At 74.5% G+C, this 25,418-nt stretch carries 22 protein-coding genes; 14 read left to right on the plus strand and 8 right to left on the minus strand.

The window, feature by feature from the left end; translation table 11 throughout:
* Positions 1–33 precede the first annotated feature (33 nt).
* From KUM32_RS16015 to KUM32_RS16050, 8 genes are all read left to right on the plus strand, one after another.
* Positions 34–1,302 carry a prenyltransferase/squalene oxidase repeat-containing protein gene (locus KUM32_RS16015; RefSeq protein ID WP_217142563.1) on the plus strand — a complete coding sequence of 423 codons (1,269 nt, stop codon included), beginning with the start codon at positions 34–36 and terminating at the stop codon, positions 1,300–1,302.
* Positions 1,299–1,964: an SCO2322 family protein gene (locus KUM32_RS16020; protein ID WP_217142564.1), complete on the plus strand. Its 666-nt coding sequence runs from the start codon at positions 1,299–1,301 to the stop codon at positions 1,962–1,964. The genes KUM32_RS16015 and KUM32_RS16020 overlap by 4 nt, the downstream gene beginning before the upstream one ends.
* 94 nt (positions 1,965–2,058) lie before the next feature.
* Positions 2,059–3,240 (plus strand): energy-coupling factor transporter transmembrane component T, encoded by a 1,182-nt coding sequence (locus tag KUM32_RS16025; protein ID WP_217142635.1) that lies wholly within the window; start codon positions 2,059–2,061, stop codon positions 3,238–3,240.
* A complete protein-coding gene (locus tag KUM32_RS16030) occupies positions 3,237–4,952 on the plus strand; it encodes an ABC transporter ATP-binding protein (RefSeq protein WP_217142565.1) in 1,716 nt (571 codons plus the stop codon). Before KUM32_RS16025 ends, KUM32_RS16030 begins: the two co-directional genes overlap by 4 nt.
* Positions 4,949–5,935 (plus strand): ECF transporter S component, encoded by a 987-nt coding sequence (locus tag KUM32_RS16035; RefSeq protein ID WP_254405640.1) that lies wholly within the window; start codon positions 4,949–4,951, stop codon positions 5,933–5,935. The genes KUM32_RS16030 and KUM32_RS16035 overlap by 4 nt, the downstream gene beginning before the upstream one ends.
* A 286-nt stretch (positions 5,936–6,221) precedes the next feature.
* The gene (locus KUM32_RS16040) at positions 6,222–6,635 is read left to right on the plus strand and encodes a transglycosylase SLT domain-containing protein (protein WP_217142566.1); all 414 of its coding nucleotides are present in this window, start codon (positions 6,222–6,224) and stop codon (positions 6,633–6,635) included.
* 267 nt (positions 6,636–6,902) lie between these two features.
* Positions 6,903–7,727: an SDR family oxidoreductase gene (locus KUM32_RS16045; protein ID WP_217142567.1), complete on the plus strand. Its 825-nt coding sequence runs from the start codon at positions 6,903–6,905 to the stop codon at positions 7,725–7,727.
* Positions 7,728–7,824: 97 nt separating this feature from the next.
* Positions 7,825–8,568, plus strand: coding sequence for an SDR family oxidoreductase (locus KUM32_RS16050; RefSeq protein WP_217142568.1), 744 nt, complete (start codon positions 7,825–7,827; stop codon positions 8,566–8,568).
* A gap of 32 nt (positions 8,569–8,600) precedes the next feature.
* Here KUM32_RS16050 and KUM32_RS16055 read toward each other — a convergent pair whose 3' ends face one another.
* Positions 8,601–9,497 carry a LysR family transcriptional regulator gene (locus tag KUM32_RS16055; protein WP_217142569.1) on the minus strand — a complete coding sequence of 299 codons (897 nt, stop codon included), beginning with the start codon at positions 9,495–9,497 and terminating at the stop codon, positions 8,601–8,603.
* Positions 9,498–9,765: 268 nt separating this feature from the next.
* Here KUM32_RS16055 and KUM32_RS16060 point away from each other — a divergent pair, with 268 nt between their 5' ends.
* Positions 9,766–11,463 (plus strand): glycosyltransferase family 87 protein, encoded by a 1,698-nt coding sequence (locus tag KUM32_RS16060; RefSeq protein ID WP_217142570.1) that lies wholly within the window; start codon positions 9,766–9,768, stop codon positions 11,461–11,463.
* Here the strand turns inward: KUM32_RS16060 and KUM32_RS16065 are convergent.
* Positions 11,417–13,900, minus strand: coding sequence for a phosphatase PAP2 family protein (locus KUM32_RS16065; RefSeq protein ID WP_308408668.1), 2,484 nt, complete (start codon positions 13,898–13,900; stop codon positions 11,417–11,419). The genes KUM32_RS16060 and KUM32_RS16065 overlap by 47 nt on opposite strands.
* A 509-nt stretch (positions 13,901–14,409) precedes the next feature.
* Between KUM32_RS16065 and proP the strand changes: the two genes are divergently transcribed.
* Both proP and KUM32_RS16075 read left to right on the plus strand, forming a co-directional pair.
* Positions 14,410–15,807 (plus strand): glycine betaine/L-proline transporter ProP, encoded by a 1,398-nt coding sequence (gene proP / locus KUM32_RS16070; protein WP_217142571.1) that lies wholly within the window; start codon positions 14,410–14,412, stop codon positions 15,805–15,807.
* A gap of 186 nt (positions 15,808–15,993) precedes the next feature.
* A complete protein-coding gene (locus KUM32_RS16075; protein ID WP_217142572.1) occupies positions 15,994–16,665 on the plus strand; it encodes an O-methyltransferase in 672 nt (223 codons plus the stop codon).
* A 116-nt stretch (positions 16,666–16,781) separates the two neighbouring features.
* Here the strand turns inward: KUM32_RS16075 and KUM32_RS16080 are convergent, their stop codons facing one another.
* On the minus strand, positions 16,782–17,174 hold the full coding sequence (locus KUM32_RS16080; protein ID WP_217142573.1) for an FHA domain-containing protein: 393 nt from the start codon (positions 17,172–17,174) through the stop codon (positions 16,782–16,784).
* Positions 17,175–17,261: 87 nt separating this feature from the next.
* Here KUM32_RS16080 and KUM32_RS16085 point away from each other — a divergent pair, with 87 nt between their 5' ends.
* Positions 17,262–17,669 (plus strand): DUF1992 domain-containing protein, encoded by a 408-nt coding sequence (locus KUM32_RS16085; protein ID WP_217142574.1) that lies wholly within the window; start codon positions 17,262–17,264, stop codon positions 17,667–17,669.
* A gap of 10 nt (positions 17,670–17,679) precedes the next feature.
* On the opposite strand, the gene KUM32_RS45295 is transcribed toward KUM32_RS16085, so the two are convergent.
* Both KUM32_RS45295 and KUM32_RS16095 read right to left on the minus strand, forming a co-directional pair.
* The gene (locus KUM32_RS45295; RefSeq protein WP_374227520.1) at positions 17,680–18,549 is read right to left on the minus strand and encodes a hypothetical protein; all 870 of its coding nucleotides are present in this window, start codon (positions 18,547–18,549) and stop codon (positions 17,680–17,682) included.
* A gap of 5 nt (positions 18,550–18,554) precedes the next feature.
* The gene (locus KUM32_RS16095) at positions 18,555–19,220 is read right to left on the minus strand and encodes a hypothetical protein (protein ID WP_217142575.1); all 666 of its coding nucleotides are present in this window, start codon (positions 19,218–19,220) and stop codon (positions 18,555–18,557) included.
* Positions 19,221–19,383: 163 nt separating this feature from the next.
* Here KUM32_RS16095 and KUM32_RS16100 point away from each other — a divergent pair, with 163 nt between their 5' ends.
* Complete coding sequence (locus KUM32_RS16100; RefSeq protein WP_217142576.1) at positions 19,384–19,884, plus strand: GNAT family N-acetyltransferase; 501 nt, start codon at positions 19,384–19,386, stop codon at positions 19,882–19,884.
* A gap of 230 nt (positions 19,885–20,114) precedes the next feature.
* On the opposite strand, the gene KUM32_RS16105 is transcribed toward KUM32_RS16100, so the two are convergent.
* Positions 20,115–22,175, minus strand: coding sequence for an MDR family MFS transporter (locus KUM32_RS16105; protein WP_217142577.1), 2,061 nt, complete (start codon positions 22,173–22,175; stop codon positions 20,115–20,117).
* Positions 22,176–22,370: 195 nt separating this feature from the next.
* Here KUM32_RS16105 and KUM32_RS16110 point away from each other — a divergent pair, with 195 nt between their 5' ends.
* Positions 22,371–23,603 (plus strand): peptidoglycan-binding protein, encoded by a 1,233-nt coding sequence (locus tag KUM32_RS16110; RefSeq protein ID WP_217142578.1) that lies wholly within the window; start codon positions 22,371–22,373, stop codon positions 23,601–23,603.
* Positions 23,604–23,877: 274 nt separating this feature from the next.
* Here KUM32_RS16110 and KUM32_RS16115 read toward each other — a convergent pair whose 3' ends face one another.
* Together KUM32_RS16115 and KUM32_RS16120 are read right to left on the minus strand one after the other, a co-directional pair.
* The gene (locus tag KUM32_RS16115; RefSeq protein WP_217142579.1) at positions 23,878–24,537 is read right to left on the minus strand and encodes an HAD family hydrolase; all 660 of its coding nucleotides are present in this window, start codon (positions 24,535–24,537) and stop codon (positions 23,878–23,880) included.
* A gap of 223 nt (positions 24,538–24,760) precedes the next feature.
* A complete protein-coding gene (locus tag KUM32_RS16120) occupies positions 24,761–25,342 on the minus strand; it encodes a TMEM165/GDT1 family protein (RefSeq protein WP_217142580.1) in 582 nt (193 codons plus the stop codon).
* Between the last annotated feature and the right edge of the window lie 76 nt (positions 25,343–25,418).

Genomic DNA, 25,418 nt, shown 5'->3' on the forward strand with positions numbered 1-25,418 from the left:
CCGGCCCCGCGCAGGGAAAGGCACCCGCCGCTCATGAACGTCCGCCGTCGCAGCAGCGCCGCGGCCCTGGCCGCCATAGCCGTGATCGGCGCCGCAGCCGCGCCCGCGGTCGCCGCCGGTCCGTCGCCCTCCCCGTCCGCACCCGCGTCCGGGTCCTCCGGGCTGTACGGCACCGCGGACCCCCAGTACGACGGCGTCTGGCGCCAGTCCCTCGCGCTGCTCGCGCAGAAGACCGTGGGCCTGGTCCCTTCGTCGAAGGCCGTGGAGTGGCTCACGGGCCAGCAGTGCGACAACGGCGCCTTCGCCCCGTACCGCGCCGACACCACCAAGGCGTGCGACGCCAAGACCATGGCCGACACCAACAACACGGCCGCCGCCGTTCAGGCGCTGTGGGCCGTCGGCGGGCGCGGTGACGCCGTCGAGGACGCCCTCACCTGGCTGAAGTCCGTCCAGAACAAGGACGGCGGCTGGGGCTACAGCCCCGGCGGCCCCAGCGACGCCAACTCCACCTCCCTCGTCATCGGCGCGCTGACCGCCACGGAATCCGACCCCGAGCAGGTCGTCAAGGACGGCAGGACCCCGTACGACGCCCTGCTGACGTTCGCCCTGCCCTGCGCGAAGGACAAGGGCGCGGGCGCCTTCGCCTTCCAGCCGGACGAGGACGGCAAGCTGCTCGCCAACGCGGACGCCACCGCCGCCGGTGTCCTGGGCGCGCTCGGCAAGGGCCTGGTCACCGAGGCCGGCGAGAAGACCGGCGCCGCCACCTGCGCCCACACGGGGAAGCCGACCCGGGACCAGGCCGCCGCGAGCGGCGCCGCGTACCTCGCCGACGCCGTCGCCGAGGACGGCCACCTCACCTCGGCGCTCGGCGGCTCCGCCGACCAGCCCGACTACGGCAACACCGCCGACGCCGTCGTCGCCCTCGCCGCGCAGGGCGGCGCGGACAAGGCGGCCAAGCCGCTGGCCTGGCTGCAGAAGAACGCCGCGAAGTGGGCCGAGGAGAGCGGCCCCGCCGCCTACGCCCAGCTGATCTTCGCCGCCCACGCCACGGGCACCGACCCGCGCGACTTCGGCGGCACGGACCTGGTGGAGCGGCTGGGCGCCACGGGGCCGGCCACCACGGGCGCCCGCGTGACGGACACCGCGACCGTGAGCGAGGAGGACGGCGCCAAGGACGAGAAGAAGGACGACTCCTCCGTCGGCGTCTGGTGGTTCGTCGGCGTCTGCCTCGTCCTCGGCATCGGCGTCTGCGTCGGCTTCCTGCTCAGCGGCCGCAACAAGAAGAAGCGGCAGCAGCCGTGAGCCGCCGCCTCGCCCCTCTGCTGCTGGCCGCGATCGTGCTGCTCGCGGGCGCGGGCCAGGCGCAGGCCGCCGGCTACCGGTACTGGTCCTTCTGGGACCGCGACGGCGGCCAGTGGGCCTACGCGACCCAGGGCCCGTCCCTCGCCCGCCCCTCCGACGGCGACGTCCAGGGCTTCCGCTTCGCGGTGAGCGAGAACTCCGCCGACGCGGCCCGGCCGCGCGGCACGGCGGACTTCGCGACGATCTGCGCGAGGACGCCCGCCGAGGAGGGCCGCAAGCGCGTCGCCCTCGTCCTCGACTTCGGTACGGCGTCCGACGCCCCGTCCGGCGAGACCCCGCCGAAGGGCCGTACGGCCTGCGCCCAGGTCTCCCCCGACGCGACGACCGCCGACGCCCTGGCCGCCGTCGCGGGCCCGCTCCGCTACGACACCAACGCCCTGCTGTGCGCCATCGCGGGCTACCCGGAGTCGGGGTGCGGGGAGCAGGTGTCGCGGAAGGGGGACGCGACGTCCACCGCGGCCCCGGAGCAGTCCCCGGACCAGAAGAGCACGTCGGACGACGACGGCCCGTCGGTCGGCCTCGTCGCGGGCATCGCGGTCATCGCCGCCCTGGGCGCGGCAGGGGCCTGGCAGGCAAGGCGGCGCAGGAATGCCACCGACTGACCCTGCGGACAGTCGTGCCACCGGAGCAGCCCGGCCTGCGGACAGTCGTACCGCGCGGGCAGCCCGGCCTGCGGACGGTCGTGCCGCCGGGGCGATCGGGGTCCCCCCGTTCGGGCGAAGCCGAGGGCGAGGGAGGACGGGCGCGGGCGGCGCCCCGCCCGCGCCGGCCGACGTGCCCCTCCCCCGGCACCAGCGAGGCACCGCACTCCACCCCGGCGCCTGGTGGCTCTGGGCCCTCTCCCTCGGCACCGCCGCGACCCGCACCACCAACCCCCTCCTCCTCGCCCTCCTCGTCGCCGTCTCCGCCTACGTCGTCACCGTCCGCCGTACCCACGCCCCCTGGTCCCGCTCCTACGGCGCCTTCGTCAAGCTCGCCCTCGCCGTCCTGCTCATCCGCCTCCTGTTCACCACGGTCCTCGGCTCCCCCATCCCCGGCACCCACACCCTCGTCACCCTCCCGGAAGTCCCCCTCCCCGACTGGGCCCAGGGCATCCGCCTCGGCGGCCGGGTCACCGCGGAGGGACTCACCTTCGCGCTGTACGACGCGATGAAGCTGGCCACCCTCCTCATCTGCGTGGGCGCCGCGAACGCCCTCGCCAACCCCGCCCGCCTCCTCAAGTCCCTCCCCGGTGCCCTGTACGAGATGGGCGTGGCTGTCGTCGTCGCCCTCACCTTCGCCCCGAACCTCATCGCCGACGTCCAGCGCCTGCGCGCCGCCCGCCGCCTGCGGGGCCGCCCGGACACCGGCGTACGCGGCCTGCTCCAGGTCGGGCTGCCGGTGCTGGAGGGCGCCCTGGAGCGTTCCGTCGCCCTCGCCGCCGCGATGGACGCCCGCGGTTACGGCCGTACCGCCCAGGTCCCCGCCCCCGTGCGCCGTACCACCGCCGTCCTCACCCTGGGTGGACTGCTCGGCGTCTGCGCGGGGACGTACGGGCTGCTGACCGCCGCGGGCGGCACGTACGGCGTGCCCGTCCTCCTCGTCGGCGTCGCCGCCGCGCTCGGGGGCCTGTGGCTCGGCGGTCGCCGGTCGGTCCGCACCCGCTACCGCCCGGACCGCTGGGACGCCCGCGCCTGGCTGGTCACCGCCTCCGGCGCGGCGGTCGCGGCCCTGCTGTTCCTCGCCGCCGACCGCGACCCGGCGGCGCTGCACCCGGGCGTGGTCCCGCTGGTGGCCCCCACCCTGCCGCTCTGGCCGGCGGCGGCCGTACTCGTCGGCCTGCTCCCGGCGTTCGTCACCCCCGCCCCCCACCCCGTACCCGCCAGGGAGCCGTCGTGATCCGCTTCGAGGACGTGTCCGTGACGTACGACGGAGCGGCCGGGCCCACCGTCCGGGGCGTGGACTTCGAGGTCCCCGAGGGCGAGCTCGTGCTGCTCGCCGGCCCGTCGGGGGTCGGCAAGTCGACCGTGCTCGGCGCGGTCAGCGGCCTCGTGCCGCACTTCACCGGCGGCACCCTCAGGGGCCGGGTCACGGTGGCCGGCCGCGACACCCGCACCCACAGGCCGCGCGAACTCGCCGACGCGGTCGGCACGGTCGGCCAGGACCCGCTCTCCCACTTCGTGACGGACACCGTCGAGGACGAGCTCGCCTACGGCATGGAGTCGCTGGGCCTGGCCCCGGACGTGATGCGCCGCCGGGTCGAGGAGACCCTCGACCTGCTGGGCCTGTCCGACCTGCGCGCCCGCCCCATCGCCACGCTCTCCGGCGGCCAGCAGCAGCGGGTGGCGATCGGCTCGGTCCTCACCCCGCACCCCGACGTGCTGGTCCTGGACGAGCCGACCTCCGCCCTGGACCCCGTCGCCGCCGAGGAGGTCCTGGCCGTCCTCCAGCGCCTCGTCCACGACCTCGGTACGACGGTCCTGATGGCCGAGCACCGCCTGGAGCGCGTCATCCAGTACGCCGACCAGGTCGTCCTGCTCCCGGCCCCCGGCGCGGCGCCGCTCCTCGGGCCCCCGGCGGACGTGATGGCCGTGTCCCCGGTGTACCCGCCGGTGGTGGGCCTCGGCAGGCTGGCGGGCTGGTCCCCGCTGCCGCTGACGATCCGGGACGCCCGCCGCCGCGCGGCCCCGCTGCGGGAACGGCTGGCCGGCCGGGAGATCGCGGACCACGCGCCGTCGGCCCACGTCCCGTCGGCCCCCGCGCGCCCGGCCCTCCCCGCGCCCCGGCCCGCCGGCTCCGCCGCCCTCCGACGCCTGCTGCCACGCCGGAAGCCCTCCGGGGCCGTCGCGCCGCCCACCCCGTACGCCGCCGAGATCCGTTCCCTCGCCGTCCGGCGCGACGGCGTCCAGGCCCTGCGCCACGTCGACCTCACCGTCTCCCCCGGCGAGACCGTCGCCCTGATGGGCCGCAACGGCGCCGGGAAGTCCACCCTGCTCTCCGCCCTCGTCGGCCTCGTCGAACCGTCCGCCGGCACGGTCCGCGCCGGCGACGCCGTACCGCACCGCACCGCCCCCCGCGACCTCGTGCGCCGCGTCGGCCTGGTCCCGCAGGAGCCGCGCGACCTGCTGTACGCCGACACGGTCGCCGCCGAGTGCCGCGCCGCCGACCGGGACGCGGGCGCGGCGCCCGGCACCTGCCGCGCCCTGCTGTCCGGGCTGCTCCCCGGCGTCACCGACGACACGCACCCCCGCGACCTCTCCGAGGGCCAGCGCCTGACCCTCGCCCTGTCCGTCGTCCTCACGGCCCGCCCGCCCCTGCTCCTCCTGGACGAGCCGACGCGCGGCCTGGACTACGCGGCGAAGGCCCGGCTGGCCGGCGTCCTGCGCGCGCTGGCCACCGACGGCCACGCGATCGTGCTCGCCACGCACGACGTGGAGCTGGCCGCCGAGCTGGCCCACCGGGTCGTGCTGCTCGCCGAGGGCGAGGTGATCGCCGACGGTCCGGCGGCGGACGTGGTGGTGGCCTCCCCGTCGTTCGCGCCGCAGGTCGCCAAGGTGCTCGCGCCGCGGAAGTGGCTGACGGTGGCCCAGGTGCGGGAGGCCCTGGCATGACCGACGGCACCTCTGACCTGACGGGCGACACTCCCGGCACGACGGGCGGCACTCCCGGCACGACCGGCGGCACTCCCGGCACAACCGGCGACACTCCCCGCACGACCGGCGGCACTCCCCGCACGACCGGCGACGCTCCCCGCACACGGCGTGACCGCCAGGCCCGCGCCGTGCGCCTGGGCCCCCGCTCGGTCGCCGCCCTGGTCCTGGTCAGCGCGGTGGGCGTGGCGGGTTTCGGCTGGCCCTTCCTGTCTCCCCCCGAGGCCTCGCTGAACGCCCACGCGCAGGACGCGCCGTGGCTGTTCGCGGGCGTGCTGGTGCTGCTGGTCGCCGTGGTGGCGGCGACGATCTCGGAGTCGGGCCTCGGCCCCAAGGCCGTGGCGATGCTCGGCGTCCTGGCAGCGACGGGCGCGGCGCTGCGCCCCATCGGCGCAGGGACCGCGGGCCTGGAGCCGATGTTCTTCCTCATGGTCCTCAGCGGACGGGTGCTCGGCCCCGGTTTCGGCTTCGTGCTCGGCTCGGTCACGATGTTCGCGTCCGCGCTGCTCACGGGCGGGGTGGGGCCGTGGATGCCGTTCCAGATGCTGTCGATGGGCTGGTTCACGATGGGCGCGGGTCTGCTGCCCTTCCCGGACCGCCTGCGCGGCCGTGCGGAGCTGCTTATGCTCGCCGCGTACGGCTTCCTGGCCGCCTTCGCCTACGGCACGGTGATGAACCTCGCGGGCTGGACCTTCATGAACACCCTGGCCTCGAACATCTCCTTCGACCCGGACGCGTCGGTCCCCGCCAACCTGGCCCGCTTCGTCGCCTACTGCCTGGCCACGTCCCTCGGCTGGGACGGCGGTCGCGCCGCCGTGACCGTCGTACTGACCCTCGTGCTCGGCACCCCGGTCCTGAAGGCACTGCGCCGGGCCACACGACGGGCGGCGTTCGAGACCCCGGTCACCTTCGAGGGGGCCGACGAGGTGAGCCGCCCCACGTGACCCGGTTCACCTACGAAGCCGGGCCGTAGGCGACGGGCCGAGCGCCGGGCCCCTCACCCGGCCGCGCACTCCCCCACCTACGACCACCCCTAGCAAAAGGGGTGATTGCGGACGGGGGACCGGCCTGTTTCTCTGAAGCAGTCGCCAGGCGCCAACGCCCCCACGGGCCGCGGCGCCGACGCACGCCCCGCCGCGCACCCCGCACCCCGTGCGGACGCGCACCCCGCACACCGTGCGGACCGGGCCGTGTGCGCCGACGCCCCCGTCCCCGAAGAAAGGCCCCCTGTTGACCGCCGCCTCCCTCCTCCGCACCGTCGCCACCCCGAAGAAGGCCCTCGCCGGTGCCGCCGTCGCCGCGGCCACCTGCGGCACCCTGATCGCCGCCGCGCCCGCCCAGGCCGCGACGCCGGCCTCCTCGGCCCAGGCGACCGCGAAGAAGATGATCGGCAACTCGGCCGAGTACCAGTGCTTCGCCAAGATCGTCGATCACGAGAGCGACTGGAACGTCAACGCCACCAACGCCTCCAGCGGTGCCTACGGCCTGGTCCAGGCCCTGCCGGGCTCGAAGATGGCCTCGGCCGGCGCCGACTGGAAGACCAACGCCGCCACCCAGATCGAGTGGGGCCTGGACTACATGAAGGACCGCTACGGCAGCGCCTGCGGCGCGTGGAGCTTCTGGCAGTCCAACGGCTGGTACTGACACCCGGCCCACCCCCGCTCCCCCATACCGAAGGCGGCGGCCCCCTGATCCCCGGGGCCGCCGCCTTCGCCGTGCCCGCCATCGCCATGTCGCCTTCGCCGGGTCCGCCTTCGTCCGCCCGGTTGCGACGGGGGTGCCATAGGAATCCCCTATACCCCCTGCTGACATTTCGTCTTTGCCTCTCTCCATTCCCCCGATCTACCGTGAAACAACTCGCCGAGATGATCACCGAGATTTCCGGCAGGAATTCATGAGAGGACCGGTCACATGGCCACGGACGAAAAAGAAAACGGCGGCGGAACCGGAAAGGGAAATGGGAACGGGAACGGGAGCGAATCGAGAACGCGGGAACTCTCGGGCAAGCGGGCTCTGGTGACGGGTGGCTCCCGTGGCATCGGAGCGGCCGTCGTGCGCGGGCTCCTGGACGCGGGCGCCGAGGTGCTCACGACCGCCAGGTCGGCGACGAGCACGGTGCCGGAAGGGGCCGCCTTCGTCCAGGCCGACGTGCGGACACGGGCCGGCGCGGAGGCGCTCGCCACGGCCGCGCGGGAGGTGCTCGGCGGGGTGGACGTCCTGGTCCACAACGCGGGCGGGGCGCGACCGCACAAGAGCGCCTCGGACATCCCCGACGAGGAGTGGCAGGACGCCCTGGACCTGAACCTCCTGGCGTCGGTGCGGCTGGACTCTCTGCTGGTGCCGGGGATGCGGGAACGGCGTTCGGGAACGATCGTGCACGTCTCCTCGGCCGCGGTCCCCACCTCGGCGCCGCCGTTCCTGCACTACACGGCGGCGAAGGCGGCGCTGGAGAACTACAGCCGGGGACTGGCCCTGGAGCTGGCCCCGTTCGGAGTGCGGGTCAACACCGTGAGCCCCGGCCGGGTCGCCACCCCCGGCGGTGAGGCGACGCGGGAGCTGTGGGCGCGTCTGGACGCGGCGCCGGGCGAGACCAATGCCGACGACACCGCGCCACTGGGACGCGACGGCCGGCCCGACGACCTCGCCCACGCGGTGCTGTTCCTCGTGTCCGACCGGGCGGGCTGGCTGACCGGCAGCAATCTCGTCGTGGACGGCGGCGAATTCCCCAGGGGCTGACGCCGACGGCGGTCCACCGGCCAGTCCCCGAATCCTCGAATCCCTGAATCCCTGAATCCCCGAATCCCCGCGAGAATGAACGAAGGAAATGTCCGGCATGGGTAAGTACAGCGGCAAGAACGTGGTGATCACGGGTGGCAGCAACGGCATAGGGCTCGCGATGGCGCGGCTCCTGGTGGACGGCGGAGCCCGCGTGGTGATCACCGGCCGTTCCCAGGCCGTGCTGGACGCCGCCCGGGAGCGGCTCGGCGAGAACGCGGTGGCCGTCCAGGGCGACGTGGCCTCACTGTCCGACCTGGACGCCCTGGCCGACCGCGTGCGGGACGAGCTGGGCACGATCGACGCCCTGTTCGTCAACGCCGGCATCGCGGCCCTCACGCCGTTCGGGTCGACGACCGAGGCGGAGTACGACGAACTGTTCGCGATCAACGTCAAGGGGGCCTTTTTCACCGTCCAGACGCTCGCCCCGCTGCTGAGCACGGGCGCCGGCGTGGTCTTCACCACCTCGATCGCCAACGTCGTCGGCATGCTGGAGACCAGTGTCTACGCGGCGGGCAAGGCGGCGCTGCGCTCGATGGCCCGCAGTTTCTCCCGCGAGCTGCTTCCGCGCGGCATCCGCGTCAACGCGGTCAGCCCCGGCCCCGTCGACACGGGCGCTCTGGAGCAGACGATGACGGCGGAGGCCGCCGAGCAGTTCAAGGCGGAGCGGATCGCGGACAATCCCATGCGGCGTTTCGGCACCCCCGACGAGATCGCCGGGGCCGCCGCCTTCCTCGCCTTCGACGCGACCTACACCACCGGCGTCGAGCTCCCCGTGGACGGCGGCGCCACCCAGCTCTGACCCGGCGGCGGCACCCGGCTCCTTCCCGTCCGTCAGGAAACCGGCGAGAAGGAGGCGGGCCGGGACCAGGTCTCCTTGCGCAGGAGTTCGAGCAGGGCCGTCTCCGCCGGGCCCGCGCCCTGCCGGACCACGGCGATGACGGGCTGGGACACGGCCGGGAACACCGGGCGAACGAGGTGCTCGTACCCGTGGGGCACCGCGGAGGCCGGTACGAGCGTCACCCCCAGCCCCTGGGCGGCCCAGCGCACGGCCGTCGCCGTCTGGGACACCCGGCCGGCCGTCGTCGGGGACAGAGCGCCCTCCCGCAGCACGTGCAGCAGCACGCTGTCGAGCGCGCTGTCGCGGTCGAACCTCACCCACGGCTCCCCCGCCAGGTCGCCCAGCGCGACCCGGTCCGCGGCGAGCTGCCGGTGCCCGGCGCCCAGCACCACACCGAACTCCTCGTCGCCGAGGTGGTGGGCGTGGTCCGGACTCTGCTCGCACGCCGCCATCAGGGCGAGGTCCAGCACACCCCGGCGGCACAGCCGGTCCAGCTCGGCGGAGCTCGGCTCCTCGAAGACGGTGACCTCCAGCCGCGGGAAGCGGCGACGCAGCGCGCCCAGCGCGCCCGGAAGCTGCTGGGTGCCGAAGCCCATCTGCACCGCGACCACCAGCTCGCCCACCAGCTCGTCGGCACCGGCCCGCGCCGTCGCCCTCGCCCTCCGCGCCGCGTTCACCGCGACCTCCGCCTCCCGCAGGAACGCACGGCCGACCACGGTGGGCACCAGTCCCGTCGGGGTACGGGCGAACAGCTGCACGCCGAGTTCCCGCTCCAGGCCGCGAATCTGCTGGGACACCGACGGCTGGGCGACGTGCAGCAGCTCCGCCGCCGCGGTCACCGAGCCCGCCTCGGCAACGGCCAGGGCGTACTCGTACTGACGAAGGCTCATCGGCTCCCGCCCCTTCCCTGCGGCGGAGGGTGGTCCACCCCGCGGTCATCCCCGCCATCGTAAGTGAGCGCGTTCTCGACCTCGGCGCCGTCACGTCCCTCCTCGGCCGGACCTCCTCGGCCGGACCTCCTCGGCCGGACCTCCTCGGCCGGGCCTCCTCGGCGGCTGAGCGACGGCCGGCCACGGTCAACGTTTCCGTTCGTTCTATCGTCTTCGCACGTGTGTCCACGCCGGGCACGCCCTACGAACCCGAACGGAAGCCCCGACCGTGGTCCCTGCCGAAGTCACCGTCCCCCGGCCAGAACGGCGTACGGACAGACGGCCGAGCGACGCCCTGCGTGCCTTCGGGCACCGGTATCGCGTGCCCCTGCTCGCCACGCTGCCCACCGTGCCGCTGTACGCGGTGTGGTGGGCGTTTCTCGCCACCGGTGGCGGTGATCTCGCCGCGCAGGACGCGTGGGCGCACTTCGCCTCCCGGCACGGCTCCTCGGCCTACGGGCTGTTCTGGTACGGCGGGATGCACACCGCCAACTACAGCGTGATCTCGCCGTACCTCATGGCCGCGCTCGGCGTGCGCACGGTCACCGTGGTGTCCGGGCTGGCCGCCTCCTGGCTGGCGGCCGTGCTGACCGTGCGGGCCGGCGTGCGCACACCGCTGTGGCCCGCGCTGCTCGCCTCCCTCGCCCTGTGGTGCAACGTCGCCTCGGGGCGCACGACCTTCGCGCTCGGCGTCGCCTTCGCCCTGGCCGCCTGCGTGCTGCTCACCCGCGAGAGGCGGCTGTTCCTCGCCGCCGCCTACTCCGCGCTCGCCACCATGGCCTCGCCGGTCGCCGGACTGTTCCTGGCCGTCGTCGGGGCCGCGTTCCTGCTCGTACGGGACTGGGGGCGCGCCCTCGTGCTCCTCGTACCGCCCGCCGCCGTCGTCGGGCTGACCACGCTGCTGTTCCCCTTCACCGGGGAGCAGCCCATGGCGGCGGACCGAATATGGCCGCCGGCCCTGCTGGGCCTCGCCGTCGCCGTGCTGGCGCCGCGCACATGGCGGATCGCCCGGTGGAGCGGGGCCGTCTACGCCGTCGGGACCGTGCTGACGTACCTCATTGCCTCGCCGGTCGGCACGAACGTCGAGCGGTTCGCGGAGCTGTTCGCGCCCGCCGTGCTGCTCGCGGCGCTGCTCGGCGCTCCCGGGCTCACCGGGCCCCACCCCCCGCTGCCCCGGTTCGCACCGTCCTGGCTCACGGCGCCCCGGCTGCGGCGGCTCGTGTGCGGTCTGCTGGTCGTCGCGCTCGTGTACTCCGTCGGGTGGGTGGGGAAGAAGACCGTCGACGATCTGAGGGTGTCCACCGTCGTGCCCGCCTGGGCCGCCGAGACGGAGGGTGTCGTGCGGGCGCTGGACGGACTCGGTGCCGATCGCACGCGGGTGGAGGTCGTGCCCGCCCGCAACCACCGGGAGGCCGTCGGGCTCGCCCCGCACGTCAACATGGCCCGCGGCTGGAACCGGCAGCTCGACGTGGAACGCGGGCGCCTCTTCTACGACGGCACCTTCTCCGCGGCCACGTACCGGGCCTGGCTGGACCGCTGGGCGGTCGGCTTCGTCGTCCTGCCCCTCGGCAGGCCGGACGGCCCCGCCGAGGAGGAGGCGGCGCTCGTGCGGGACCCGGACCTGCGGCCCGACTGGCTGGAGCCCGTCTGGCAGGACGAGCACTGGCAGGTGTACCGGGTGCGGGACGCCGTACCGCTCGTCTCCGCGCCCGGCACCGTCGTGACGACCACCAGCACCGACCTGGTCCTGCGCGCGGACCGGCCCGGACCGGTGACCGTGCGGGTCGCCTGGTCGCCGTGGCTGCGCACCGACGGCGGGTGCCTCACCCGCGACGGCGAGTTCACACGGCTGACCGTCCCGGCGCCGGGCGAGTACCGGATCAGCTCCCGGTACGGCCCTTCGCCGACGGCGCGGGATCACTGCTGACGTCCGCTCCCGGGGCGGCGGGCGTGCCCCCGGACGGGGCCTGGTCCGTGACCTCGGCGGGGACCTCGGCGGGGGTCCTGGCCGACGCCTCGGCCGCCCCGGCCCGGTTCCTGGCCGCCTGGGCCGGAGGCTTGGCCAACGGCCGCCCCTTCCTGACCTCCCCGACCGGGCCCTGCGCCCCGGAGGCTTGGCCCCGGGCCGCCCCGGCCGGGCCCTGGGCCACGTCGCCCGGGCGCGGGACCGCCCCGGCCGGCGTCCCCGTCGCATCCGCCCCGGACCCGGCCCCGTCGGCCGACGACCGGGCCGAAGCACCGGCCGACGACGCCGGAACCCTGACCACCCCACCCGGGGCCCCGGCCACGGAGTGGCCTGTCCTGGCCGCCCCGGCCGGGGTTTCCGCCGCGCCCTCCGCCGTGCCGGGGGCCGCGGTCGCCGCGGTCGTCGTCCGGGCCCTTGGGCCCTGGAACAGGTAGGTGAGGCCGAAGCCCGCCACGACCACGGCCGCGCCCCCCACCGCGTCCAGCACCCAGTGGTTGCCGGTCGCCACGATCGCCGCGACGGTGAAGAGGGGGTGGAGGAGGCCCAGGGCCTTCATCCACACCTTCGGCGCGATGATCGCGATCGCCAGCCCGCACCACAGCGACCAGCCGAAGTGCAGCGACGGCATCGCCGCGTACTGGTTGGTCAGGTGCGTCAGCGTGCCGTAGTCCGGCTTCGAGAAGTCCTGCACTCCGTGCACCGTGTCGATGATCCCGAGCCCCGGCATCAGCCGCGGCGGGGCCAGCGGGTACAGCCAGAACCCGACCAGGGCCAGCAGCGTGGCGAAGCCGAGGGACGCGCGGGCCCAGCGGTAGTCGACCGGGCGGCGCCAGTACAGGATGCCGAGGACCGTCAGCGGGACGGCGAAGTGGAACGACGTGTAGTAGAAGTCGAAGAAGCCCCGCAGCCAGCCGACCCCGACCACCGCGTGGTTGATCGCGTGCTCGATGTCGATGTGCAGGAAGCGCTCGATGTCGAGGATCTGCCGGCCGTGCTCCTCGGCCCGGGCCCGCCCGGCCGAGTTGCTGCCGCCGGTCGCCGCCAGGCGAACCTGGGAGTAGGCGGCGTAGGTGACCCGGATGAGCAGGAGCTCGAGGAGGAGGTTGGGGCGGGTGAGGACCCGGCGCAGGAAGGGCAGCAGCGGGACGCGCTTGAAGCGGGCCGGGACCGGGGCCGCGTAGCTCGTGGGGACCGGGGTGTCGAAGTACGGCGAGGTCCGGGGCAGGAAGGGCACCGCCACGGCGGCGGCCAGCGCCGCGAGCAGCACGACGTTGTCGCGCAGCGGGTAGAGGGACGCCATGTCCGGCAGCATCATCTTCGCGGGCAGCGTCATCACCAGGACGACGGCGACCGGCCACACGTACCGGTCGGAGGCGCGCTTGCCGACCCGGCCGACCACGGCGGGCAGCACCCACAGCAGCTGGTGCTGCCAGGTGGCCGGCGACACCACGACGGCCGCGCAGCCGGTGACGGCGACCGCGAGCAGCAGCTGGCCGTCGCGGGCGTAGCGCACGGCGCGGCGCAGGGCGAGCACCGCGACGGCCGTGCCGAGGACGAGGAAGAGCGCGGTCTCCAGGGGGCCGGAGAGGCCGATCCGCAGCAGGGCGCCGTGCAGCGACTGGTTGGCGAGGTCGTCGGCCTCGCCGCCCAGGCCCACGCCGGCCATGTGGTGGACCCAGTAGGTGTAGGAGTCCTGTGCCATGGCCGCCCAGGCGAGGGCGGTGCAGGCGAGGAACGTGACGCCCGTGGACACGGCGGCCCGCCGGCGGTCGGTGAACCACAGCAGGGGGACGAAGAGGAGCACGGTCGGCTGGAACGCGGCGGCGACGCCGATCAGCGCGCCCCCGATCCGGTCCCTGTGCGCACCGCGTACGGCGAAGCAGCCCAGCAGGACGAGGAGCACCGGGATGATGCTGGTCTGGCCGAGCCACAGCGCGTTGCGCACCGGCAGCGACAGCATGAGCAGGCTGACGGCCACGGGCGCCGCCAGCAGCGCGGTACGGCGTCCCACCGGCCGGGGCAGGGCGCGGGCGGCCACCAGGCCGAGGGCGACGACCAGCAGCAGTGAGCCGAAGGTCCAGCCCCAGCCGAGGGCGTGCTCGGCGGCGCGGGTGAAGGGTTTGAGGACCAGGCCGACGAACGGGGTGCCGGTGAACTGCGTGGAGTCGTACAGGGACCCCTCCACGTGCAGGACGCCGTGTTCCCCGACCCAGGTCTCCAGGTCCGTCAGCCGTTCCCCGCTCGGGGTGCCGAGGACCGTGGCCAGCTGCCGCACGCCGAGGATGGCGGCGACCGCCCACAGGCCGAGCCGCGTGAGGCGCAGCCGCGCTCTGGTCGCATCGACGGCGGGGGCTCCGAAAGCCTCCGCCGGTCGCCCACTGTGCTCCGCATTCGCCACGCCTCGTCGGCCTCCCGCCCCGCTCGTCCCGCGCCGGTGTACGCGGAGTGCTGTCCTTGCGAACCCTACGAGGCTCGCACCACCCCCGGAGGCAGACGCAGGCAACCCTCGTTCCACCTGACCGGCGCCCGCTTTGCCCCGTATTTTCCGACCGCCAGGCCGCCCGGCCGGCCCTTCACTCGACCATACGTTCGACTATTCGTTCGGCATCCGTTCGACGGTCGTTCGGACGACGATAGTGCGGGAGCCGTCCGGGCGCCTCCCGTGGGAGCGAGAAGGATCACAGGTCATGGCCGGAAAACGCGCACCGCGACCCGCAGACGTCCCTGCGTGCGCGCCGTTTTGGTGCACTGTGCGACGACAGGCGTACCGGGCGTAAGCGGCGCATCAGCGCCTATGGTCGCTTTTCGGCCTGCGGCGTGTGTCGCGGGTCTTTTTCCGGCCCGGCGACAGTGCCGCCGTGCGGGTCGTGGTGTCCCTGCCCCCGTCGAAAGTAGGCGAGCGAAGTTTTGTCGGCTGCCCCCGTCGCCGCTCACCCGTCCCGCACGAACCGGTCGCCGTCTCCGGCACCGGCCCCCTCGGCCGCGTCCGGCGCCGCTCCCACCGCCACCGACCCCGCGCTCGTCAAGCGTGCCGTGAAGGCCGCGGCGCTGGGCAACGCGATGGAGTGGTTCGACTTCGGCGTCTACAGCTACATCGCCGTGACGCTGGGCAAGGTCTTCTTCCCCTCGGGCAACCCGACCGCCCAGCTCCTGTCCACGTTCGGCGCCTTCGCCGCGGCGTTCCTGGTCCGGCCGCTCGGCGGCATGGTCTTCGGTCCGCTGGGCGACCGCGTCGGCCGGCAGAAGGTCCTCGCCCTCACGATGATCATGATGGCGGCGGGTACGTTCGCCATCGGGCTGATCCCCTCGTACGCGACGATCGGCGTCTGGGCGCCGGTCCTGCTGCTGGTCGCGCGACTGGTGCAGGGCTTCTCCACCGGTGGTGAGTACGCGGGCGCGTCCACCTTCATCGCCGAGTACGCGCCGGACAAGCGGCGCGGTTTCCTCGGGAGCTGGCTCGAGTTCGGCACGCTGGCCGGCTACATCGGCGGCGCCGGACTGGTGACCCTGATGACGGCGCTGCTGTCCGACGGCGACCTGACGTCGTGGGGGTGGCGGATCCCGTTCCTGATCGCGGGACCGATGGGCATCATCGGGCTGTACCTGCGGATGCGCCTGGAGGAGACGCCGGCGTTCGCGGCCGAGGTCGAGAAGGCGGAGGCGGACCGGCCGAAGGTGCCGCTGCGCGAGATGGTCGCCGGACAGTGGAAGACGCTGCTGCTCTGCGTCGGCCTGGTGCTGGTCTTCAACGTCACCGACTACATGCTGCTGTCGTACATGCCGAGCTATCTGACGAGCGAGCTGAAGTACGACGAGACGCACGGGCTGCTGGTCGTGCTGGCCGTGATGGCGCTGATGATGATCGTGCAGCCGTTCGCCGGCGCGCTGACCGACCGGGTCGGACGGCGGCCGGTGATCGCGGCTGGCTGCGCGGGCTTCCTGCTGCTGTCCGTCCCGGCGCTGCTGCTGATCCGCCAGGGCAGCCTGGTGGCGGTGGCGCTGGGCATGGCGGCGCTGGGGCTGCTGCTGGTCTGCTTCACGGCGTCGATGCCGTCCGCGCTGCCGGCGCTGTTCCCGACACGGGTGCGCTACGGGTCGCTGTCGATCGGCTTCAACGTGTCGGTGTCGCTGTTCGGCGGGACGACGCCGCTGGTGGTGACGGCGCTGATCGGGGCGACGGGCGACATGATGATGCCCGCCTACTACATGATGGCCGCGGCCGTGGTCGGCGGCGTGGCGGTGTGGTTCATGAGCGAGTCCGCGGGCCGGCCGCTGCCGGGCTCCGCTCCGGCCGTGGAGGCCTGAGGACGGACGCCGCCTCCCGGCCGAGCGGACGGTGCCCGTGGATCCGAACGGTGTCCCCCGCCGCCCCCTTCGGCGGGGGACACACCAACACACCCCTCGGATCCACTGACACGTCACCGCCCCGGGGCTATCTTCGTTAGCGCATCTACTTAGAAAACCTAACGACGCACACGGGAGGCCCCCGGCATGAGCGAGTCGCGGCTCTGGGACGACGTCGACGCCTATCTCATCAGCCACCTCAGCCCGAACGACGACCCGCTGGAGGCCGCCCTGCGGGACAGTGACGCCGCCGGGCTGCCACGGGTGAACGTCACCGCCAACCAGGGCAAACTCCTCCAGCTCCTCGCCCAGGTCCAGGGCGCCCGCACCATCCTGGAGATCGGCACCCTCGGCGGTTACAGCACCATCTGGCTGGCCCGTGCCCTGCCCGCCGACGGCCGCCTGGTCACGCTGGAACACAGCGTCCGGCACGCCGAGGTCGCCACCCGCAACATCGCCCGCGCCGGACTCGACACCCTCGTCGACGTACGCGTGGGCCCTGCCCTGGAGACGCTGCCGGAGCTCGCCGACGAGAACCCACCGCCGTTCGACCTGGTCTTCATCGACGCCGACAAGGTCAACAACCCGCACTACATCGAGTGGGCCCTGAAACTCACCAGCACCGGCAGCCTCATCGTCATCGACAACGTGGTCCGCGGCGGCCGGGTGGCCGACCCCGACAGCGCCGAGGACGACGTGCGGGGCACCCGCGCCGCCATCGAGCTGATCGGCAGCCACCCCCGGCTCAGCGGTACGGCCGTACAGACGGTCGGCGGCAAGGGGTACGACGGGTTCGCGCTGGCGCGGGTGCTGGCCTGACCGGCCCCCGTCCGTGACGGCGCGGGTGCTGGCCTGACCGGCCCCCGTCCGTGACGGCGCGGGTGCTGGCCTGACCGGCCCCCGTCCGTGACGGCGCGCGTCCCGGCCCCCGCGTCTCACACCTCGTGGTGGAAGCCGACGTTGACGCTGCGCGGCCCCGTGCGGTCCTGCACCACGATCTCGCCGCTGCCGCCCCTCGGCAGCGGCGTGATGCCGCCGTAGGGCAGGGACCGCGCGTGCGCGCCCGTCACGAGCCGCACGTCGGAGGCCGGGTCCGGCTGCGAGCCCCGCAACCACGTCACCTGCCACGTGCCGTCGGGGCCGCACCGGAACTCCAGGTGGACCCGGGAGACGAACAGCCAGTCGTCCGGCGTCACCAGCCGGCACACGGACCTGTCCCGGCCCACCCGCACCGCCGCGCCCGGCTCGCTGGGCGCCTCGGCCATCTGCATGCCGGCCGTGGCGCCCGCGTCCGCCGCGGTGACGGCGGCCATGGTGAGTTCGAGCACGTGCGCTCCTTCAGAGACGTCCCTCGTCGGCATACCGCCGCCGCATGATAGATCGGGCGGTGCGGTGATGTCCGGCACAATGGGTCCATGACCGAGCGAAAGCCACCCGGCGTCGACTTCGAGTCCTGGGTCGACAAGCAGATCCGCGATGCGGACGCGCGCGGCGAGTTCGACCAGTTGCCCGGCGCGGGCAAGCCCCTCCCGAGCGAGGTGGACAGCACGTACGACGAGCTGTGGTGGATCAAGCGGAAGATGGCCCGCGAGGGCTTCTCCGTGCTGCCGCCCACGCTGGCGCTGCGCAAGGAGGCGGAGGACGCCCTGGAGGCGGCGGCGAAGGCTCCGTCGGAGCGGATCGTCCGCAGGATCGTCGAGGAGATCAACGTCAAGATCCGCGACGTCATGTTCAAGCCGCCGCCCGGCCCCCCGCTGGGTCTGAAGCCCTACGACGTCGAAGAGGTCGTACGGCAGTGGCGGGAGCGCCGGGCGGATCGGTGACGTCCGCGCGTCACAGGCGCATCAGACGGTCCGCCAGCTCGCGGTAGTCCCGCAGGGCGAGGCGGAGTTGTTCGGTGTCGGTGCTGGTCGCCCGGTTGTCGTCGCCGGTGTTCTGCCAGGACGTGCGCAGGTCGCGGCGTCGGCGCGTCACGGCGTCCGTGAAGCGGGTGGTGATCTCCTCCAGGACACGGTCGGCCTCCTCGACGGAGGCCCGGGGCGCGTCGACGAACCCCACCACCGCGTGCTGCAGCCGCTGCCCCAGCTCGCCGCACTCCTCACTCGGGAGAAGCGTCCCGGCGCCCACCGCCGCCCCGTCCCGCTCCCCGGACACCGGCTTGCCGCCGGCCCCGGGTCCTGCACCGCGCGCCGGCTCCGCGCCGGGTGCGGGGCCGGTGCCGCCCGTCGGGCCTGTACCGGCTCCTTGGCCGGTTCCCGGTGCCGGGCCCCCGCCCACCGATGTCTCGCCGCCCGTACCGGGCGCCCGTCCCGCGCCGCCCGCCGGGGCCGTGCCGGGCGCCGGGTGCGGAGCCCCCGCCGGGCCCGGAGCGGCTGCCGGGCCGGTGCCCGGTGCCGTCCCGCCGCCCGTACCGGGCGCCCATCCCGCGCCGCCCGCCGGGGCCGTGCCGGGCGCCGGGCCCGTGCCGGTGCCGCCCGTCGGGCCGGTGCCGGCCCACTGGCCGATGCCCGGCGCCGCGCCCGCGCCCGCCGCCGTCTCGCCGCCCGTCCCGGGCGCACGTGCCGCGCCGCCCGCACGGGACGCATGGTCCGCGCCGCCCGCCGGACCCGGGCCGGTGCCCAGGGCCGTCTCGCCGCGGGCGTCCGGTGTCTGCCCCTCTCGCTCGACGGGGATGCCGCCGGGCTGCCGGTTCGCCTCGGACATCTGCCTCAACTCTCCTTCGGCCGGCTCTTGTGGAACGACCACGTGTGGTGCGCGCGGGCCGGCGCCGGACCGGCGCCGTGCGTCCCGGCACGGTGCCGGCCGCCGTCATGGCGGTCCGGACGCACCAGGTCCTCGAACAGCGCGCGGGCCTCCACCATGGACGCGCGCATCTCCTCCGTCCCCGCGCCGCTGTCCTGTGCCCCGTCCACGCGCGCGTGGGTCACGCGGTGCACGCGCCGGTAGCCCTCGACGTGGTGGGCGTGGTGCACGGACAGCGCCGCGAGCTGCTCCTCGTACTGCGCGCCGTCCGGGAAGCCCCGGGCGGCGGCCAGCTCCGCGAGCAGCCGGTCCGCCTCGCCGACCGCCTCCCGCGGGGAGTCGACGAAGCGCTCCTGGGCCGCGGTCCAGCGCGCCTCGAAACGCTCGCGCTCGGCCGGTTCCAGTGGCCTCTCGCGCAGCGCCCCGTGCCGCTCCACACGCCCGGCCAGCTCGCGCTCGGCGGCCTTGGTGTCGCCGTCGTGCCGGGCCACGGCCCGGTCGTACTCGGGCCCGAAGCGCCGTTTCAGGTTTCCGCCGTGCTGGGAGCCCCGTGCGCGCAGGGCGAGGACGGCCGCGACGACGAGCACGACCGCCACGACCACGATCAAAGCGATGATCACGCCAGTGGACATGAGTGCCTTCCGGGTTCTCGGCCTGCCGGCTTTCCGAGCGGGCCGGTTCGCCGTTCGGGTTGCCCCGGAGTCCGCCCTCAAACGGCGCGCGGCGCGCACCGGCGGCACAGCGATGGGAAAATACGCTCGCGCACCGGGCCGGTCCGTCCCGACAATGCCCGTCATGACCTGGACCGTCGCCCCGGAACCGTACGACTCCCCCGTCGCCGCCGCCCTCTGGCGCGCGTACTACACGGAGGTCAGCGACCGCTGGTACCTGCTGCACGAGGGGCGGTCCACCGACCCGGACGAGCTGGAGCGGGAGATCGCCGCCCACTCCGGCGCCGACCTCGTGCCGCCCCGGGGACAGTTGCTGGTCGCCCGCTACGGCGCCGAACCTGCCGGCACTGCGGGCGTGCGGCTGCTGGACGCCACCACCGCCGAGCTCACCCGGGTGTTCCTGGACCCGGGGATGCGCGGCCGGGGCGGCGCCGCGCTGCTCGTGCGGGCCGCCGAGGACGCGGCACGGGCGCTCGGGGCCTCGCGGATGGTCCTCGACACGCGCGGCGACCTCGTCGAGGCCCGCGCCCTGTACGCGCGCCTCGGTTACACGGAGACCGAGGCGTACAAGGAGGCCCCCTACGCCGAGCACTGGTTCGTGAGGCCGCTCACGCGCGCCGCCTGACTCCCTGGCCCGGGCGGGCCCGGCGCGTCCGGCGGGACGCGGCTGGTCGCGCGGGTCCGGCGGGGGACCGGCTCGGGCGGGTCCGGCGGGACGCGGCTGGTCGTGCGGGTCCGGCGAGGGGACCGGCTGAGGCGGGTCCGGAGGGGGGACCGGCTGAGGCGGGTCCGACGGAGGGATCCAGCTGAGGCGGGTCCGACGGAGGGATCCGGCTGGGGCGAGTCCGGCGGGGCTCAGACCCGTACCGGTGCGCGCTGATCGCGCGGGCGCTCCCGCTCCGAGCCGCACAGCTCGCCGGTGAGCTCCTTCACGAGCCGCGTCAGGTCGGTCGGGCGGTCCGGACCCCACCAGTCGCCCAGCAGCTCGGCCAGGGAGTCCTCCCGGGCCCGCGCCAGCCGCTCGGCGACCTCCCGCCCCCGGTCGGTCAGGACCAGGTCGGGGCCCTCACGGACGGCGAGCTGCCGTTCCTCCACCTGGCGGGCGGCGGCCATGAGGGTGGTCAGCGGGACCGGACCGCGCTCGGCGAGGACGGCCGGCTCGACCCGGCCGTACCTCCGGACCCGCAGCAGCATCCAGCTCGACGCCGGCAGCAGGTCGTAGCCCGCCCGCGCGGTGATCCGCCGGTAGATCTCCCGGCGGCCCTCGCGGGTGCCCAGCACGGACAGCGCGCGGCACACCTCGTCGTGCGAGGAGCGCTCCACCGGGTTGCTGGCGAGGGTCTGCGTGCCGTCCGGTGCCGTGACGGAGCCGCGCAGCCGGTCCTCCTTGAGGAACCAGGCCAGCACGAAGCCGAGGAGGACGACCGGGGCGCCGTACAGGAAGACGTCGGTGATGGAGGTGGCGTAGGCGTGCAGCGCCTCGGGGCGCAGCGCGGGCGGCAGGGCTCCGATGCCGCCCGGGTCGGCCTTCAGGGTCTCGGCGGAGACGCCGGGCGGGAGCCGTTCGCCCCGCAGCGCGTCGGCGAGCCGGTCGCCGAGGCGGCCCGCGAAGACCGTGCCGAAGACGGCGACGCCGAAGGCCGCGCCGATGGAGCGGAAGAAGGTCGCGCCGGAGGTGGCGACGCCGAGGTCCTCGTACGGGACCGCGTTCTGCACGATGAGGACGAGGACCTGCATCACCAGGCCGAGGCCCAGGCCGAAGACGAAGAAGTACGCGCTCGTCTCGGCGGTCGAGCTGTTCTCGTCGAGCCGGTGCAGCAGGAGCAGGCCCAGCGCGGTGACGGCGGTCCCCAGGACGGGGAACACCTTCCAGCGGCCGGTGCGGCTGACGATCTGCCCGGAGCCGGTCGACGCCAGCAGCACGCCGACCACCATCGGCAGCATGTGCACACCGGACAGGGTCGGGCTGACACCCTGCACGACCTGGAGGTACGTCGGCAGGTAGGTCAGCGCGCCGAACATCGCGAAGCCGACGATGAAACTGATGACGGCGGAGAGCGTGAAGGTGCGGACGCGGAAGAGCTTGAGGGGCAGGACGGGCTCCGCGGCCCGGCGCTCGACGGCCACGAACACGACGGCGAGGACGCCCCCCAGCGCCGCCAGGCCGATGATCTGCGGTGAACCCCAGGCCCAGGTCGTGCCGCCGAGCGAGGCCACCAGCACCAGGCAGGTGGCGACGGAGGCGATGAGGAGGGTGCCGAGGTAGTCGATGGTGTGCCGGGTGGCCCGGCGCGGGATGTGCAGGACCGCGGCGATCACGGCGAGGGCGACGACACCGACGGGCAGGTTGACGTAGAAGACCCAGCGCCAGCTCAGATGCTCGGTGAAGACTCCGCCGAGCAGCGGCCCGAGCACGCTGGTCGCGCCGAAGACCGCGCCGAACAGCCCTTGGTACCGACCGCGTTCACGGGGTGGGACCAGGTCGCCGACGATCGCCATCGACAGCACCATGAGGCCACCGCCGCCCAGGCCCTGCAGGGCGCGGAAGGCGATCAGCCCGGGCATGCTCTGTGCCACGCCGCACAGCGCCGAGCCGACCAGGAAGATCCCGATGGCCGCCTGGAACAGCTTCTTGCGCCCGTACTGGTCGCCGAGCTTGCCCCACAGCGGGGTCGCGGCGGTCGCGGCCAGCAGGTACGCGGTGACCACCCAGGACAGGTGCTCCAGGCCGCCCAGGTCGCTGACGATGGTGGGCAGCGCCGTCGACACGATGGTCTGGTCGAGGGCGGCGAGCAGCATGCCGAGGAGCAGGGCTCCGATCGAGACGAGCACTCCACCGGCGACCTGCTCCTGTCCCTCGCCCCTGCGTCCCTGCTCCGCGGGCCGCGCCGGCTCCGTCGTCTCGCGTGGTGCCATCGAAACCTCCCACGGTGTCTCAGCAGTGCCGTCGCACACCTCTCCACCTTGGTGGGTGTGTCCGGATATGGCCCGTTCAGTCCTGGAGGAAGCCGGTGTTCCGGGGGCGTACGCGCGGGAGTATGGAGAAAATCTGCATAATCTCTGGAGTTCGCGAGGGGAGTCGCGAGGCGTCGCGAGGGGAGGGACGAACGCGTGGAGCAGCAGAAGGAGCCGTCGCAGGAGCCGCAAGGGGCGGCCCCGGGGCACCCGTGCCCGGAGTGCGGAACGGCCAGGGGGGCGGACAACACGCCCTCCTGCGCCTGTGGCGCACGGGCGTCCGAGGCCCTGCGCGACGCGCGCACGGCACAGGCGGCCGCGGCGGAGGACTTCGACCCGCTGCGCATACGACCGTACGTGGAGCTGGACGGGACCGGCGAGCCCGGTACCCCACCGTCCGCGTCGCCGGCGCCCGGCACACCGACGTCCGGCGCCCCGACGTCCGGCGCCCCGGCGTCCGCGCCCACACCCGACCCGGACGCCACCATGACCCTGCGCGCCGTCGGCGCCGAGCCGCCCGACGGTGCCGCCACGGAAGCGACCACGGTGCTGCCCGCCGCCACGGAGGCCACCACGGTGCTGCCCGTCGCCACGGAGGCCACCACGGTGCTGCCCACGCCCCTGGCGCCCTCGGCGGGCCCGCCCAGCGCGCACGACCTGCGCCTGTTCGAGACCTCGGCCGCCACCTCCTCCGGCCCCGTGGGACCGGCCACGCCCGGGGGACCCGGCCCGGACGGTGGCGGCGGGCGTCCGCCGCGCGGACGGCGCCGGGGTGTACTGCTCAGTGCCGCGGGGGCGGTCGTGGTCGTGGTGGGCGTGGCCGGATTCGCGAGCGGTCTGTTCTCCTACGAGTCCCCGTCGCGGGACGGGGCGCTGCCGGACGAGGTCAGGGCGAGCGTGCCGGACCCGTCGGCCACCAAGACCTCGACGTCACCCACGCCGAGCCCTACGTCCGCCCCGCCGACCTCCGCGTCGCCGTCCGCCTCCGGCTCCGCCTCCGCTTCCGCGTCCCCCAGTGCGAGTCCGTCGGCCTCGCCGTCCCCGTCGGCGTCGAACGCGTCGCCCACGCCGTCCCGGTCGGCCGAGCCGACGCAGAGCCCGACGACGACACCGACCACCGACCCGGCGGAGGAGACCGACGGGGAGGACCTCGGCCCCGACGACGGCGCCGCGCTGCAACGCGGCGACCGCGGACCCGCGGTCGCCGACCTCCAGCAGCGCCTGGCCAGGGTGTGGCTCTACAACGGCGCCATCGACGGCACCTACACCCACCAGGTCGAGGAGTCGGTCCGCACCTACCAGTGGTCCCGCGGCATCAGCTCGGACGAACTCGGCGTGTACGGCCCGGCCACCCGCCGCCAACTGGAGTCGGAGACACGGGGGTCGTAGGCAGGGCGCGGGCGCCGATGCCGTGGACCGAGGGCCCGGGCAGGAGAGGGCAGGAGGGCCACGGTCCCGGGCCCGGCCGCCGGAGGCGCGGCTCCCCGGGGCACGCACACCGGCGCCGTCGGCGCGGAGGCGCGCCGCGCCAGGCCCCACAGGGCAGGAGCGGCCACGCGCACGGCGGGCGCCGACGGGGCTCACCCCCGACCAGGGCAGCCGTCGGCGGGCTCGCCCCCGCTACGGCAGCCGCCGGCGGGTTCGCCCCCGGCTCCGGCCCCCGTCAGCCGATGTGCAGCCGCAGCGCTCCGTCCGCGCCGGCTTCCACGCGGACCCGTGTCAGGTCCTCGACGACCACGTCCGGCCCGTGCTCACCGGCTCGCGGGCCGATCCCCACGACGCGCATCCCGGCGGCGCGCGCGGCCGTGATGCCGGCGCCGGAGTCCTCGAAGGCGATGCAGTCGGCCGGGGCGACGCCCAGTTCGGCGGCGCCCTTGAGGAAGCCCTCGGGATCGGGCTTGCTGGCGCCGACGGACTCGGCGGTGACGCGGACGTCGGGCAGGGCGAGACCGGCGGCGGCCATCCGCGCGGTGGACAGCGGGACGTCGGCCGAGGTCACCAGGGCGTGCGGCAGCCCACGCAGCGAGGCGAGGAACTCCGGCGCCCCGGGGATCGCGACGACGCCCTCGGTGTCGGCGGTCTCCTCGGCGAGCATGCGCGCGTTGTCGGCGTGGTTCTGCTCCATGGGCCGGTCCGGCAGCAGCAGCGCCATCGAGGCGTACCCCTGCCGCCCGTGGACGACCTTCATGACCTCGTCGCCGTCCAGCCCGTGCCGGCCGGCCCAGCGCCGCCAGACGCGCTCGACGGCGGCGTCCGAGTTGACGAGGGTGCCGTCCATGTCGAGCAGCAGGGCACGGGCGGTGAGAACGGTGGTGGCCGTCATCGGCAGACTCCAAGACGCGGGAGGGAACAAGGCGGCCCCGCCCGCCGGTCAGGGAGAACGGGCGGGGGCCACTTTGTTCATCCACGGTACAAAACAGAAGGGGCATCGCGCCACCGCCCCACCCGAACGTTCACGAACCGTTCGGCTCACCCACGGTCCGGCTCACCCACGGTCCGGTCCGCCCACCGCCCGGCCCGCGCGGCGGACGCGCCGGCCGCGCCGCTCAGCCGGCGACCGCCTCCCACAGACTCCACACGCCGAGGCCCAGCATGAGCAGTGCCGCGACCTTCGTGATCAGCCGCAGCGGCACCCGCTTCATCAGGGCCTTGCCGCCGACGATGCCGAGCCCGGCCACCGCCCACAGCGCGAGCACCGCGCCCAGGCCGACGGAGAGCGGATCGTCGTAGCGGGCCGCGAGGTTGGCCGTCATGATCTGCGTCAGGTCACCGAACTCGGCGACCAGGATGAGCATGAAGCCCGCCCCGGAGACCTTCCAGAAGGACTGGTCCTCCGGCTTGCGGATCTCCTCGTCCTCGTCGTCCTTCTTCATGAGCAGCACGGCGGCGCCGCCCAGGAACAGCACACCGGTGAGCGCGTGCACGATCTGCTGCGGCAGCAGCGTCAGCACACTGCCGGCCGCGACCGCGAGCACGACGTGCAGCGCGAACGCGGCGGCCACGCCGGCGAAGACGTACGAGGCCCGGTAACGGGTGCCGAGGACGAGGCCGGCGAGCGCGGTCTTGTCCGGCAGTTCGGCGAGGAAGACGACGCCGAAGACGACTGCCGTCACGGTCAGGCTGATCAAGGGTTCCTCTATCGGTCGGGGCCGCCCCGCCGAGAGTGCTGGTCCTGCGCTGCGGACACCTCGGCACGGCAGCACA

The sequence above is a fragment of the Streptomyces sp. AC627_RSS907 genome (assembly GCF_019049165.1).